Source organism: Nonomuraea muscovyensis (assembly GCF_014207745.1).
Lineage (GTDB): Bacteria > Actinomycetota > Actinomycetes > Streptosporangiales > Streptosporangiaceae > Nonomuraea > Nonomuraea muscovyensis.
Window position 1 is genome coordinate 2399064 of sequence record NZ_JACHJB010000001.1, and the last position, 14287, is coordinate 2413350.

Genomic DNA, 14287 nt, shown 5'->3' on the forward strand with positions numbered 1-14287 from the left:
CCTACACCTCGCCGCTGACCGTGGGGTCGGCGAAGCGCTCGTTGGGGACGCCGGCGTACCAGCCGGGCCGCCCGGGGTCGCGGTCGTAGGGGTAGCCGCCCAGCTCCCGGTACAGCTCGGCGTAGCGGGCCACCCGGTCGGGATCCAGCCGCACGCCGAGCCCCGGCCCGGTGGGCACCGGGATGGCGCCGTCCGCGTAGGCCAGCTTGCCGCCCACGATCACGTCGTCGCGGAGCTGGTGGTAGTGGGCGTCGGCCGCGTAGGTGAGGTTGGGCAGCACCGCGCCGAGGTGCAGCATCGTGGCGAGCTGGATGCCCAGCTCGCCGGAGGAGTGCACGGCCACCCCGAGCTGGAACGTCTCGCACACCCCCGCCGCCTTCACGCACGGCCGGATGCCGCCCCAGAAGGTGGTGTCGAGCAGCACCACGTCGGCCGCGCGGCGCAGCACGTTGGACGCGAGCTGCTCGAAGTTGACGACGACGGTGTTGGTGGCGAGCGGCACCCGCACCTGCTCGCGCACCGCGCGCAGCCCTTCGAGGCCCCAGACGGGGTCCTCCAGGTAGTCGTTGTCCAGGTGCTCGATGGCCCGGCCGAACCGCAGCCCCTCGGCCAGCGACAGCACCGCGTTGGGGTCGTAGCGCAGCCGGTCGCCGGGGAGGGCTTCGGCCAGCGCCCGGTAGCACTCCAGCTCGTAGTCCGGCGGGAACACGCCGCCCTTCAGCTTGTGCACGGTGAACCCGTGCTCCCGCTTCAGTGCCCGCGCGTGCTCGACGAGCTGGCCGGGCGTGCGGATCTCGGGGTGTCCCTCGGCCGGGTAGCGGAAGAACAGGTAGGAGGCGAACGGCACGGCGTCGCGGACCCGCCCGCCGAGCAGGTCACAGGCGGGCACGCCGAGCTGCTGCCCCATGAGGTCGATGCAGGCGAACTCGACGGCGGCCAGGAGCTGGGTGCGGTTGTTGTACAGCGACGCCGTCGGGTTGGCGATCTTGAAGCGGAGCGCTTCGAGCTGGAACGGGTCGTGGTCCTTCAGGTACGGCACGAGCGCCCGGAAGGCCGCCTCGGCGCTCTCGCCGCCGCCGCCCATCTCCCCCAGGCCGACGAGCCCGTTGTCGGCCTCGACCTCGACGATCGTGCGGATGAACCGGCCCCAGTGGGCGCCGTTGCTGTGCCGCAGCGGCGCCTCCAGGGGGACGGCGACCGTGGTGGCCCGGATGTCGACGATCCTCACTGGCACGTCCCCCAGATCGCGGCCACGCCGCACGAGGGCAGCCGTACCGTGACCGACTCGCCCACCACCTCGGCGGGTTCGCGCCCGTGCCGCAGGCCCGCGCTCACCGTGGCCGAGACCAGGCCCGGCAGGGTGACCATCGTCTCGACCGGCTCGGGGGCCAGCGACTGGAGCCTGACCACGTGCTCCGCCCCGGCCCGGCCGATCGAGGTGATCAGCACGTCGGGGTGCTCGACCACGACGTACGTCAGGGTGGGGTCGGCGGCCGGGCCGCGGAGCAGGACTCCGGCGAACGGCTCGGTCAGCCCGGCGGCGGCCAGCGTGCCGAGCCGCCGGCCGACGGCGCCCGCCGCCGACATGACCGCGTACCGGAACGTCGTCTCGCCCTGCTGCTGCGCCGGGAAATTGGTGTCCCAGATGTTGTTGAGCGCCCACGAGTAGACCGTGCCGTCCTCGTGGTCGAGGGTCGGCGGGAACGGCGCGTACGGCATGTGGATGGTGCCGAGCTGCACCAGCGGCGCCTCCAGCGTGGCCCAGGCGACGGTCAGCTCGGGGTCGTCGAAGGCGATCCAGTGCCGGATCGGCAGCATGTAGGCGGCCGAGCCCGGCACCCGGGGCACGTCGGGCCCGCCGACGCCGCCGGTCAGCTCCCACGCGGTGGCCGGGCCGGTGGCGAACGGGAAGGCCAGGAAGACCGCCTCCTTGGCCGGGGTGCCCTGCTTGGCGAGCTGGTAGGTCAGGTCCACGCGGGCGACGCCGCGGTGCAGCTCGATCGTGGTGCGCAACCAGTCGACGCCCTTGCCGCGCAGCTCGACGACGAGCTTCTCGCCGACGGCCGTCCGCTCGGCCTTGACGATCGTGGCGTGCGTGCCGATCGCCCGGTCGCCGAGCAGCGTCCTGTCGTGCGCCCCGACGTGGCCGGACAGGTGGTTGAAGTGGGGGGCCGTGGCGTAGCGGTCGTAGACGTACTGGCCGAACCCGGCCGCCGCGTCGCCGTTCACCAGCTCCCGCCCGGCCGTCTTGTCGAAGATCGAGCCGATGTGGCCCGCGCCGACGTCGTAGCTCACCCGGTAGAACTCGTTCTCGATCACTCCGCTCGGGTCCAGCCGGACCGGCTCGGGCGCCTGGCCCTCGCCGCGTACCACGTCGATCCGGACGTAGCCGTGGCCGGGCACGCACGGCACGACCGCGTGCAGATGCCGGCCGATCGGCCGGGTCGGCCAGTCGTCGGGGTGCACGTACTCCTCGTGGTGGGCCAGCGGCTCGCCCGTGCGCCCGTCCACCAGTGCGATCGGGACGTCGGCCGGTACCACGTCGCGCGGCAGGAACGCCCGCACGATGTCGGTCCGTCCTGTCGTGCCCGGGTTGAAGACGGCGAACGACGCCAGCGTCCCCTCGACCGGCTCGCCGGACACGGCGGCGCCGAACCGGCGGGCCGCGGCGTGCAGCAGGTCGGCCGCGTCGTCCTTCGCGTCGTAGGCGCCCGACGACTTGCGGGTCCACTGCAGGCCGCCGGAGTCGCCCGCCTCCTCGGCGTCCTCCCACGGGTTCGCGGCGCCCCAGGTGTGCTCGTTGAACAGCGCCACCTTGTCGTAGGCGGCGTCGATCTGCTCGGTGGCGTCGGCCCCGGCCAGCGTGTGCAGGGTCTCGGCGGCCCGCAGCGCCGACTGCGCGCGCCGCACGTAGCCGAGCGGTCGGGCGCCCGAGCCCAGGCCGTCGGCCCACCAGTCGGTCCAGTCGCCCTCGTGCACGGCCAGCCGGTCGAGGTGGTGCTCCTCGACGTGCCGGAAGAAGTCGCTGTTGACGGCCGAGCGCAGCCGCGGGTAGGCCCACCGCTCGTTCCAGGTGCGGGCGATCGAGGCGGGCACGACCGACGGCCCGGCGTTGTCGGCGTGCGCCCCCTGCACCCGCAGGTGCAGCACGTCCAGCTCGTACGGCTCGCGCGGCGCGTCCGGCCCCTGCCAGCCGAACGTGCCCGGCCCGTACGGGTAGCCGCGCGTGGCCAGGGCGGCCAGGTAGCGCGGCAGCAGGTCGTCGGCCAGCTCGTAGGAGTCGGTCAGGCCGACCGTGTTGCCCTCCATGTACGCCATGCCGTGCGGCGTGTCGGTGAACCACACCAGCAGCTCGTTGCCGCTCGGCGCCCGCCACCGGAACGGCCGGGTCAGCTTGTCGCCCCCGTGCAGGTAGGGCACCGACCGGCCGGCCCAGTTGTGCGCGGCGGCGAGGTAGCGCACCCCGGCCGCGTCGAGCGCGTCCACCAGCCCGACCACGGCGCCCGGCACGTCGGTGTGCATGGCCGACGTGGTGGCGAAACCGAACCGGTCGCGCAGCTCGGCGGTGAAGCGGAGCTGGCGGTAGAGCTCCTCGGTCGAGCACGCCTCGGTGTGCAGCTGGAACGGCAGCGCGGTCACCTCGATGACGCCCTCGCGGGCCAGCGCGGCGAACGCCTCCACCTGCTCGGCGGGCCGGGCGGCCAGCCAGCGCAGCGCGGGCATCGACGACTCGACCGTCCAGCGGAACCTCGCGTCGTCCGGCCAGGAGGCGGTCTCCCGCGCCAGCCGGACCGCGGCGTCGAGGTAGTCGAGGTGGTGGCGCAGCACCGTGCCCTGCGGGTCGGTGTAGCCGATGTCGAGGTGGGAGTGGTGGACGACGAACACGTTCCACTTGCGCTGCGGCGTCACCGTGACCTGGGCGGTGCCGACCAGCCCCTCGTCGTCGCGCGACTCCAGCGTGAACGTGCGCGGCGCCGTCACCTCGGGCACGAGGAGCGTGACGTCGCCGCCGGTGGCGCTGTCCACGCCGACCAGCACGTGCGTCAGCGGCCGCGTGCTGGAGACCCGGACCGCCTGCCGGCCGTCGTGGGTGAACAGCGGCAGCACCGCGACCCGCACCTGCAGCCCCCGCAGGTCGATCACCGGGGTCGAGGTGTCGTCGCGCAGCGCCTGCCTGATCCCGTCGTAGTCGGGGGAGCCCAGGCTCCGCTGCAGCAACCGGCTGGTCAAATCAGACACTCCCTAGGGACAGGCCCCTGGCGAAGAGGCGCTGGGTGGCGAGGAACAGCACGACCGTGGGCAGCGAGCAGACGAGCCCGGCGGCCAGCCCGACGGGCACCGGGGTGCCCGCGTACACGTCGGTCATCAGACCGGCCAGCGCCGTCATCACCGGCCGCACGTCAGCGGTCGTGGTCAGCGTCAGGCCGAAGATCAGGTCGTTCCAGATGAAGGTGAACTCGAGGATGAACACGGCGGCGAGCGCGCTGGTCGAGATCGGCAGATAGACGCGCCAGAAGATCCGCCAGGTGGAGGCGCCGTCCATCCGCGCCGCCTCGAAGATCGAGAACGCCACGCCGCTGTAGAAGTTGCGCAGCACGAACGCGGCCAGCGGCACGTTGATCGCCGTGTAGATGAGGATCATGCCGAGGCGCGTGTCGTACAGGCCGGCGTCGCTGAAGCCGACGAACAGCGGCACGAGCAGCATCTGCGACGGGAACACGGTGCCGCCGAACAGGAGCAGGAACCACCAGAAGCCGTGGCGCAGCCTCAGCACCACGATGGTGTACCCGGCCAGCGCCCCGATCACGACCCCGAGCAGCGGCGAGACGACGCTGTAGAGGGCGGTGCTGGCCAGGCTGTCGCCCAGGTTCGCGCTGTCCAGGGCGGTGGCGAAGTTGGCGAACAGCGCGAAGTCCCCCGACGGCGCCCACGCCCGGGACGGGTCGTAGGACGCCGCCGGCCGGGAGGCGTTGACGAGCAGCAGGTAGGTGGGCCCGAGCCAGACCAGCCCGAGCACGATCAGCACGGCACGGCGGATCATCGCACCTGCCTCCTGAGGTAGAGGTAGGAGGCGAGCCCGGTGACGACCGTCAGCAGCACCGCGACCGCCGAGCCGTAGCCGTAGTCGCTGGCCACGAACGTCTCCTTGTACATGGTCACCGCGAGCGTCTCGGAGTTGCGGCCCGGCCCGCCCTGCGTCATCACCCAGACGATGTCGAACGTCTTCAGGCTCGCCACGAGCGCCAGCCCCACCACGACGGCGGTCAGCGGCCTCATCAGCGGCCAGATGACGTGCCGGAACAGCCGCCACCCCGACGCGCCGTCGAGCCGGGCCGCCTCGATGGGCTCCTTGGGGATCGACTGGAGGCCCACCACGAACAGCAGCGTGTTGACGCCGAGCTGCTGCCAGGTCCACACCAGCAGCATCGCCAGCGTGTTGGCCGGAGCCTCCTGCAGGAACGCGGTGTCCACGCCGAGCAGCGCGTTGGCGACGCCGTCGTGCGACAGGACCGGGCTCCACACCATGGCGAGCCCGGCGCCGCTGAGCGCGTACGGCAGCATGAACGGCACCCGGTACCACGCGCCGCCTCTGAGGTCGTACGACAGCACCGCCACCAGCAGGCCCAGCCCGACCGGCAGGATCATCGTGCCGGCCACCCAGAGCAGGGTGTTGCGGGTGGAGGTGAGCAGTGCCGGGTCGTCGAACAGCTTGGCGAAGTTGGCCAGGCCGGCCCACTCCGGTGGCGCCAGCCCGTCGTAACGGGTCAGGCTCAGGTACGCGGTCCACACGAACGGCGCGTAGAGCAACACCGCGACCAGCAGCGCGGCGGGAGCCACGTACCCGTACCGGAACCGGCCCAGCATCGGGGCGCGGGTCACTGGTGCGTGCTCCAGTACTCGTCGGCCTCCTTCTGGATCGTCTCCAGGACCTCCTTGTACGTGCCGGGCTCGGTGACGAACTTGCCGAAGCCGTCGAGCGCGGCCGTCAGGATGGGCGGCGGGGTCGCCTCGAAGTAGCGGTTGACCAGGCGGTACTTGCCGCCGCCCGCGTCCTTGGTGATCTGGCCGAGCGCCTCGTCCTTGATGGTCACCTTCGGGTTGGCGCTGACGTCGCCGCGGGTCGTGGCCCACTTCTCCTGGGCCTCGGCGGTGGTCCACCACTTGAGGTACTTCGTGCCGGCCTCGGGGTCGGCGGCCTTGGTCAGCGAGCAGAGCGGGCCGCTCTCGAAGATGACCGAGGTCTTGGGGAGGGCGGGATCGACGTTGGGGATCACGAAGAAGCCGTAGTCGGTGCCGGCCTTGAGGTCGCGCTGGGTCATGCTGGTGTTGAACCAGGTGCCGAACGAGACCATCGCCGCCTTGCCGGTCTTCATCACGTCGCCCGGATCCGTCTTGTCACCCGGGTTCATGAAATATCCGGCGTCGATGAGTTCCTTCCACTTCTCCATCACGCGGACCACGCCCGGGTCGGTGTACTTGGCCTTGCCCGTGGACAGCCGGTCGTACAGGTCGGGGTCCATGCCGGCCATGAGCTGCTCGAACCAGACGAAGGAGAACAGCACGCTGGTGTGGTAGAACGGCGTGACGCCGGCCTTCTTCAGCGTCGCGGCGGCCTTGACGAGGTCGTCCCAGGTGGCGGGCGGCTGCAGGCCGTGCTCGTCGAAGATCTTCTTGTTGTAGAACATGCCCCAGTACGCGACGTTCATCGGCACGCAGTACTGCTTGCCGCCGATCGTGTAGTAGGGCATCAGGTCCTGCGACAGATCGCCGGCCTTGATCGCCTCCTGCCAGACGGCCGTGGTCTCGGCCACCTGCCGCTGCTTGACGATCTCCTCCAGCATCCCCCCGGTCTGCCAGGTGAACAGGTCAGGCTTGACGTTCGTCCGGAACGACGCCTTGATGAACGCCTGGTACTGGGCGGAGTCGGTGTAGCCCGTCGGCTTCATGCCGAGGCCGATCCGCTGCTTGGACAGCGCGCCCATCTCGTCGAAGAACTTGGTCCAGGCGCCCTTGTCGTTGTAGAGCGTCAGCTCGCTCTTCTTCTGCTGGGTGGCGGCGCCGTTACCGCCGCAGGCGGCGAGCAACAGGGCGAGCACGCCGAACGTGGCCATGCGTGACCGGATCATGCCCCGGCCTCCTTGTTTCACTTGGGGGGTTGGTGCAACCTCTGTTCGATGACCGTCTTGACGTCCACCAGGTGGGCCCGCATGCGCTCCTCGGCCGCGCCGGCGTCGCCCGCGACGATGGCCTGGAGGATCGTGTGGTGCTCGTCGTGGTCGCGGCGCCGGTCGTCGAAGATCTGCAGGATCTCCCGCTGCTCGGCTCCGTGGACGGTGAGCAGCGAGTCGACGACCTCGTGCAGGACGCTGTTGCCCGCCAGCCGCGCGGTCGCCCGGTGGAAGGTCATGTTGGCCTCGTGCAGCTCGGCGTCCTCGCCGCGCAGGTGCGTGGCGGCCTCGCCGAGCACCCGTTCCAGCTCCGCCAGGTCGTCGCCTCGCGCCCGCCGGGCGGCCATGGCCGCCAGCGGCGGCTCGATGACGATGCGCGCGTCCAGCAGTTCCAGGAGCTGGGCGCCGCGCATCTCGCGCATGTTGGGGTTGGGCAGCACGATGCGCTCGATGGCGGAGCCGACGTAGATGCCCGACCCGTGCCGCATCTCGATGGCACCGGTCGCCTCCAGCCTGCGCAGCGCCTCGCGCAGCGTCGGGGTGGTGACGGCGAAACGCTGGGACAGCTCCCTGGTGGAGGGCAGCCGGTCGCCCGGCCGGTGCCCACCCGTGCGGATGAGCTCCAGCATGCGCTCGGTCAGGGCGTCGGAAAGGGTCGGCCGCGCTACCTCGGACATATCAAGTCATCTAATCACTTAACCGCACGGCCGTCTATGTTCCGGCATGAAGTGAGCGAGGGGTGGGACCCGCGGAAGTTCGCGGGCCGGTTCACCGGCTGATCGACTCCAGCAGGCCGAGCATCTGCTGGATCTGCGCCCGGCGGGACGCCTGCACCTGGGCGGCCCAGCGCGTGACCTCGGGGTTGGCCCCACCGGCCACCTCGGACCCGGCCATCTGGACGGCGTCGTCCTGATGGGCGATGAGCAGGTTGAGGAAGTCGCGTTCCACGGCCTTCGACCTCCTGAGCGCGGCGATGCGCTCCCTGTCGGTCTCGGGCAGGCCGCCGTGGTGGTCGTGCGCGCCCGTGGCGGCCGTCACCGGCTGATCCCAGGCGTGCAGCCAGCGCAGCATCATCTCCACCTCGTTCTGCTGCGTGGCCGCCACGGCCGAGGCCAGCGTCTTCAGCTCGGGCGTCGCGCCCCGGTCCGCGCCCACCTTGGCGATCTCGATGCCCTGCCGGTGGTGCTGCACCATCATCTGCACGAACATCACGTCCTGGGCGTTGACCGGGTCGCCGCCGCCCGCGGGCTCGGCGGACCCGCAGCCGACCGGCAGTGCGGCCAACAAGGCGGCCAACAAGGCGGCCAACAAGGCGGCCAGCAGGGCGGCCGTCAGGAAGCCCGGCGGCGCCGCGACGCGCCGCACAGCGTCAGGCGCGCTTCCAGAGGGCGGGCACGTTCGGCGGCTCCCAGCCGGCCAGGGCGGTGTGCGCCTGCAGGCAGGTGTAGCTCGCCCCGCCGTAGGTCACCTGGTCACCGGCCTTGTAGGCGGTGCCGGCCGTCCAGGTGCCGCCCGGCTGCGAGGTCGGCGTCGGGGTGGGGGTCGGCGTCGGGGTCGGCGTGGGGGTGGGCGTCGGGGACGGGTTGCCGCCCCCGCCGCCGAAGTCCACGTCCGAGCAGGTGTAGAACGCCTCGTTGCTGCCGACGACGCGCTGCCAGATCGAGTAGAGGACGTGCCGGCCGCTGCGCTGCGGCAGGTTGATCGTCCAGTTGGTGAACGTGGTCGGGTTCTGGTTGTTGAAGGTCCTGATGTGGACCAGGTCCGACCACCTGAGCGGCATGGTGGGGTTCCAGCCCTCGCGGGTGAGGTAGAACTCGAAGTTGCTGTTGGCGTGCGGGGCGGAGGCGTGGTAGGTCAGGGTGAAGCTGCCCGGTCTGACCTGAGTGGCCGGCCAGTCGGCCCGCTGCAGGTCGAGGCCGCGATACTTGTCGCGCCCGGCGCTGCACAGCTTGCCGTCGGGGATCAGCTCACGGTGCCGCCCGCCCGCCTCCAGGAGCGAGACCTCGTTCCAGTCGTAGAACGCCTGCGAGCCGCTGGCCGCGACGGCGGCCTTGCAGGCGGCCGACTTGGGCGACTCGGGGCCCTCGTTCTTGCAGACGTAGACCCGGCTCGGCGGGTTGGACATCGTGCCGTGGGCACTCGCCGCCGAGGCGGGCAGCAGGGCCAGCACTCCACTGGCGGCCACGGCGGCGGCGATCGTCGTCTTGCGCACCTGTTACTCCCTGGGGGGTGTACGGGAATAAAAAGGAAACCTTCCTAAGAGTTAACCATTTCTGACAACCGCGCAAGCGATTCCGGTCAGAACGGTCACCCCGTTGAGGCCACACCCCCCGGCGGCGCCGCCGTACCCGCACGGCTCCGCTGGATCCAGGTCAGCCGGTGTAGAGGACGGCGTCGATCTCGATGTCGAAGCCGCTCAGCGCCACCGGGATCGTGGTGCGGGCCGGGAGGTTCGCGGTGCCGAAGAACTCCACGTAGATCTCGTTCAGCTCCGGGAAGTGGGCGAAGTCGCTCACGTAGACCCCCACCCGCACGGCCTGCGACAGGTCGGCGCCGGCCGCCTCGGCCACCTTGGCGAGGTTCGTGAACGCCTGGCGGGCCTGCTCGGCGAACGAGCCGCGCACCCACGTGCCGTCGGGCCGCACCGGGCAGGCGCCGGCCAGATAGACGTAGTCGCCGGCGACCACGGCCTGCGAGTACGGGCCACCGGGCGGGGCGGCCTCGGGGGTGTCGATGACGCGCTTGGGCATGTCGATCAGCCTCCTGTGACGGGTGACGGGAGACTCTACGACACCGCCCGGACGCGCCGCACCACGACCCCGAGCAGCCGGTCACCGGGCACGTGGCCGCAGTGGCGCGAGTCGTAGGAGTCGCCGGCGTTGTCCCCCCGCACGACCAGGCAGCCGGGCGGCACCCTCGCGCCCGCCTCCCATCCGGGCACCCCGTCCCTCGGCACGGGGTCGCCGGGGGCCGCCGTGGCCCGCTTGATGCTCCACGGCTGCTCGGGCCCGGCGTCTGCGCTCTCGGGGTGAGGCAGCCTGACCACCACGACCTGCCCGGCCCGCACCTCGCCGGCCGGGACCCGGCGTACCCACACCCGGTCGCCCGACCCGTACGCGGGCTCCATGCTGGCCCCGGACACCGTCACCAGCACGTACCTGCGGCGCAGCCACGACACGCCCGCCACGGCCGCGGCGAGGAGGACCGTCAGCGATACGGCCGCCCTCATCGGCACCGCACCGGGCCGGAGGGGATCACCTGTCGGCGGGCAGGCCGAGCCGGGTCACGTCACCCTCGGCCGCGACGATCACGCCCTCGCTGTCCACCAGGCAGAAAGCGGGATACTCGGTGACCTGGAAGGCCCGCGCGACCGGCCCCTCGTACCCGTCCTCCACCACCACCCGCGCCACGGGGCTCAGCTCCAGCACCATCTCCCGCGCCGCCTGCTCCCCGCCCGCCACGATCGCGAGGATCAGGCGGCGCCCGCCGATGCGGCCGCGCGCGTGGCCGAGGAAGCCCGGCAGCCTCTCCAGGCACGGCTTGCAGCCCGGGCTGAAGAACGCGACCAGCGTCTCGCCCGACAGGGAACCCCTGGAGATCTCCTCCCCGTCGAGGGTCCGCGCGGCGAACTCGCCGACCGTGCCGCCCACGTGCGGCAGCCCGGGAGGGGCCAGCGCTCCCGCGCCCGAGCGCAGGAGCGTCTCCAGGTGGGTGGCGTGCTCGCGGAGGCGGCGCACCACCCCCAGCGTGAGGATCAGGTCAAGCGTGCAGATCACGCCCACCAGGATGACGGCGGCCCACATCACGGCCATCACATGCTCCCTTCCACATGGCCCCCGGCCGGCGTGTGCCGCGACAGCCCCGGGCCGAACAGCTCTCCCACGTCATCGAGCCGGACGACCACCATGCCCAGCGTCAGCGCACCGGCCGCGGCCACCAGCAACCCGCCCGCGTCGGCCGAGCCGAACGCGGCGGGCTCCATCACCGCCCCCGTGACGACCGCGGCGAGGAGCAGCGCGTTGCGCACCAGGTGCCAGGGGCTCAGCTCCGCCGTCCCGCCGAAGCACCGGCAGGCCGTCGCCACCCCGCGCCGCAGCGCCAGGGCGATGGCCACGCCGAAGGCCGTCACCAGCACCGCCGCCAGCGCGAGCGCCACGGTGCTCGCGGGGACCAGCAGCACGACCACCGCCGCCTCGGCCGCCACCACGACGGGCGCCACGAGCCTGGCGACCGCCGCCGGCACCACGCGGGACGGCAGGAACGCGCCCAGCAGCCTGCGCGTCGACTCCACGAAGTCCCGCCACTGTCCCGGCCGCAGCTTGCTCAGCACGGACACGACGAAGACCAGGCCGACGAGACAGGTGACACCGAAAGCGAGATATTGCACGCGCGCCCCCAGCGCAGGAAAAGGGAAGCCTCGGCAAAGACGAATTCGGGAGCCACCGCACCTGCGGCGGGCACGGCGGCTCCCGAGTTCGCCGGCTAGCAGTCGCGGCCCGTGAGATTACACCCCGTGCACGCGGAACCGCTGAAACAGTGCTCGATGTAATAGCCCTCCACCGCGCGGGCGCCCATCACCCTGCAGCACCGCCGCCGGCACTGGCAAGGGCTTCCCGCCAGGGCCGTCACCTTGGGGACCATTCGCGTCAGCAGTTTGTCACCGAATCGCAGAATCGCATCGGTCATTGACATCCACCTCCCCTCGAGACCGTCTTGGCCCAGACAATCACGCTGCTTCTCTTCGGTAAAGCCAGAAGATCCGAATTTCCCGGCCGGCACGAAATCTCGGTATTTCGGGTGGCCCGATACCGGCAAAGGACGGAAACCCCGTGAGCGCCCGGCCTGACCGAAGTCCAGGCGCCCGCATCGCGCGGCGCGACCCGCCGCGCGATGCCGTGGCGGGCTCCCAGAGAACTCCAAGAAAAGCCCTGTAGCCTCCCACGCCATGGCATGGCAGCGCAGAATCAACGGAGCGCTGGCCAGGTACACAGGATTCCACATTGAACGAGTAGGAAAAGTAGAGCAACGGGCGCCCCAGCCGCGCAAGCGCGCGGAGACGCCGTTCCGGCCCCCGGCTGACCCGGGGACCGACCGCCTGCTGACCGCCCCGGTGTTCGTGATCTCACCGGTCAGGTCGGGCTCGACGTTGCTGCGGGCGATGCTGAACGCCCATCCCGACCTGCACGCTCCGCACGAACTGCACGTTCGCCGCCTCACCGTGGAATTCGGTACCTCGCTGGCCGAGAAGGCGATGGAGGCGCTCGGGCACAACCGGGCCGACCTGGAGCACCTGCTGTGGGACCGGGTGCTCCACCGGGAGCTGGTGCGCAGCGGCAAGACGTACGTGGTGGACAAGACCCCGGCGAACGCCTTCGCCCACGAGCGGATCGCCGCCTGCTGGCCCGACGCGCGTTTCGTCTTCCTCCTGCGCCACCCGGCCTCCATCGCGGCGTCGTGGCACGAGGCGAGCCCCGACAAGCGCACGCCCGAGGAGGCGGCGCTCGACGCGCTGCGCTACATGAAGGCGGTCGAGCGGGCCAGGAAGGCGCTGCCCGGCCTGACCGTGCGCTACGAGGAGCTGACCGCCGACCCGGAGACGACCTGCCGCCGCATCTGCGAGTTCCTGCACCTGGAGTGGGCGCCCCAGATGCTCCGGTACGGCACCCCCGACGTGGTCAGCAAGGGGCTCGGCGACTGGAAGGACAAGATCCGGTCCGGCACCGTCCAGCCGGGGCGCGACCTGCCCACGGAGGAGGAGGTCCCCGAGTCGCTCCGGAGCATGTGCCGCACATGGGAGTACCTGCCGTGAAGATCCGCTACATGCTGCTGCACGCGTACGGCATGGGCGGAACGATCCGCACGGTGGTCAACCAGGCCAACGCGATGGCCGAGGCCGGGCACGACGTCGAGATCGTCAGCGTGGTCCGGCGCCGGGACACACCGCAGTTCGGCATCGACGGGCGGGTCCGGCTGTCCGCGCTGGTGGACCAGCGCGGCGGGGTCGCGAGCGACTCGCTGGCCCGTAAGGTGTGGCGCCGGGCGCGCGGCAAGATCGTCCCGTACGGGGAGTTCGCCGCCGGCTACTTCACCGAGCGGGTCGAGCGGGCCGTCATCGAGTACGTGTCCTCGCTGGACGACGGCATCCTCGTCACCACCCGGCCGGCGCTGAACCTCATCGCCGCCCGCCGCGCCTCCACCGAAGTGGTGCGCGTCGCGCAGGAGCACATGAACCTCGCCGCCTACCCCCACACCGTGCGTGAGCAGATAGCCCGCCACTACGGCTGCTTCGACGCGGTGGCGGTGCTGACCGAGACCAGCCAGGCCGAGTACCGGGCGCTGCTCGACGACACGCCGATCGTCCGCATCCCCAACGCGGTCCACCTGGCCGGCCGCCGGCACTCCGACCAGACCAATCCCGTGGTGATCGCCGCGGGCCGGCTGGTGCCGCAGAAGGGCTTCGACATGCTGATCGCCGCCTTCGCGGCGGTCGCGCCGGACTTTCCCGACTGGCGGCTGCACGTCTTCGGCACCGGCCCGTCGAAGGAGCGGCTGCGGGCGCGCATCGAGGAGCACCGGCTCGGCGGGCGGGCCCGGCTGATGGGCCGCAGCGACCGCATCCACGAGGAGCTCGCCGAGGCGTCCGTCTACGCGCTCAGCTCGCGCATCGAGGGGCTGCCGATGGCGATGATCGAGGCGATGGGCCACGCGCTGGCCGTGGCCGCCTTCGACTGCCCGACCGGGCCCGGCGACGTGCTGACCCCGGGCGAGGACGGCCTGCTGGTGCCCCCGCGCGACGTGGACGCCCTGGCGGGGGCGCTGCGGCGGCTGATGGGCGACCGCGACCTGCGGCTGCGGCTGGGGGCCGGCGCCGCTCGCACGGCGGGCGACTACACGCCGGAGATGGTCATGCCGATGTGGGAGGACCTGTTCGCCGCCCTGGCGGCCGGCGACCCCCTCCCGACCGGCCGCCGACCGGCCCGCTGAACGGAGGGCGCGGGCGGCCGGCGGGCGGAGCACACGACCAGCGGGCCGAGCACACGACCGGCGGGCCGAGCGCGTGACCGGCGGGTGCGCGGCCAGCGGGGAGTCCGCGGGCCGCGCGCTGCGGGGCGGAGGCG

The 14287-nt window shown here is 71.8% G+C and carries 14 protein-coding genes; 2 read left to right on the plus strand and 12 right to left on the minus strand.

Annotated elements, in window-relative coordinates:
* Position 1: 1 nt before the first annotated feature.
* The 12 genes from FHU36_RS11300 to FHU36_RS11355 all read right to left on the minus strand — a co-directional run bounded on the left by FHU36_RS11300 (position 2) and on the right by FHU36_RS11355 (position 11556).
* Positions 2–1228: an enolase C-terminal domain-like protein gene (locus FHU36_RS11300; RefSeq protein WP_185083671.1), complete on the minus strand. Its 1227-nt coding sequence runs from the start codon at positions 1226–1228 to the stop codon at positions 2–4.
* The gene (locus tag FHU36_RS11305) at positions 1225–4230 is read right to left on the minus strand and encodes a glycoside hydrolase family 38 N-terminal domain-containing protein (RefSeq protein ID WP_185083672.1); all 3006 of its coding nucleotides are present in this window, start codon (positions 4228–4230) and stop codon (positions 1225–1227) included. Before FHU36_RS11305 ends, FHU36_RS11300 begins: the two co-directional genes overlap by 4 nt.
* 1 nt (position 4231) lies before the next feature.
* A complete protein-coding gene (locus tag FHU36_RS11310; RefSeq protein ID WP_185083673.1) occupies positions 4232–5041 on the minus strand; it encodes a carbohydrate ABC transporter permease in 810 nt (269 codons plus the stop codon).
* A complete protein-coding gene (locus tag FHU36_RS11315; RefSeq protein WP_312891542.1) occupies positions 5038–5880 on the minus strand; it encodes a carbohydrate ABC transporter permease in 843 nt (280 codons plus the stop codon). The genes FHU36_RS11310 and FHU36_RS11315 overlap by 4 nt, the downstream gene beginning before the upstream one ends.
* The gene (locus FHU36_RS11320; RefSeq protein WP_185083674.1) at positions 5877–7127 is read right to left on the minus strand and encodes an ABC transporter substrate-binding protein; all 1251 of its coding nucleotides are present in this window, start codon (positions 7125–7127) and stop codon (positions 5877–5879) included. Before FHU36_RS11320 ends, FHU36_RS11315 begins: the two co-directional genes overlap by 4 nt.
* A 17-nt stretch (positions 7128–7144) precedes the next feature.
* Positions 7145–7846 (minus strand): FadR/GntR family transcriptional regulator, encoded by a 702-nt coding sequence (locus tag FHU36_RS11325; RefSeq protein WP_185083675.1) that lies wholly within the window; start codon positions 7844–7846, stop codon positions 7145–7147.
* Positions 7847–7937: 91 nt separating this feature from the next.
* The gene (locus tag FHU36_RS11330) at positions 7938–8534 is read right to left on the minus strand and encodes a DUF305 domain-containing protein (protein ID WP_221495834.1); all 597 of its coding nucleotides are present in this window, start codon (positions 8532–8534) and stop codon (positions 7938–7940) included.
* Between the two features lie 4 nt (positions 8535–8538).
* Entirely contained in the window at positions 8539–9381 is an 843-nt protein-coding gene (locus FHU36_RS11335; RefSeq protein ID WP_221495835.1) for a lytic polysaccharide monooxygenase auxiliary activity family 9 protein, read from the minus strand.
* A 160-nt stretch (positions 9382–9541) separates the two neighbouring features.
* Positions 9542–9919 (minus strand): RidA family protein, encoded by a 378-nt coding sequence (locus FHU36_RS11340; protein ID WP_185083676.1) that lies wholly within the window; start codon positions 9917–9919, stop codon positions 9542–9544.
* Positions 9920–9954: 35 nt separating this feature from the next.
* Entirely contained in the window at positions 9955–10398 is a 444-nt protein-coding gene (locus FHU36_RS11345; protein WP_185083677.1) for a S26 family signal peptidase, read from the minus strand.
* A 25-nt stretch (positions 10399–10423) separates the two neighbouring features.
* Positions 10424–10981: a TlpA family protein disulfide reductase gene (locus FHU36_RS11350; protein ID WP_185083678.1), complete on the minus strand. Its 558-nt coding sequence runs from the start codon at positions 10979–10981 to the stop codon at positions 10424–10426.
* Positions 10981–11556, minus strand: a complete 576-nt coding sequence (locus FHU36_RS11355) for a MauE/DoxX family redox-associated membrane protein (RefSeq protein ID WP_185083679.1) — start codon at positions 11554–11556, stop codon at positions 10981–10983. The genes FHU36_RS11350 and FHU36_RS11355 overlap by 1 nt, the downstream gene beginning before the upstream one ends.
* 558 nt (positions 11557–12114) lie before the next feature.
* Between FHU36_RS11355 and FHU36_RS11360 the strand changes: the two genes are divergently transcribed.
* Positions 12115–12978 carry a sulfotransferase family protein gene (locus tag FHU36_RS11360; protein ID WP_185083680.1) on the plus strand — a complete coding sequence of 288 codons (864 nt, stop codon included), beginning with the start codon at positions 12115–12117 and terminating at the stop codon, positions 12976–12978.
* A complete protein-coding gene (locus tag FHU36_RS11365) occupies positions 12975–14153 on the plus strand; it encodes a glycosyltransferase family 4 protein (protein ID WP_185083681.1) in 1179 nt (392 codons plus the stop codon). The genes FHU36_RS11360 and FHU36_RS11365 overlap by 4 nt, the downstream gene beginning before the upstream one ends.
* Positions 14154–14287: the final 134 nt, after the last annotated feature.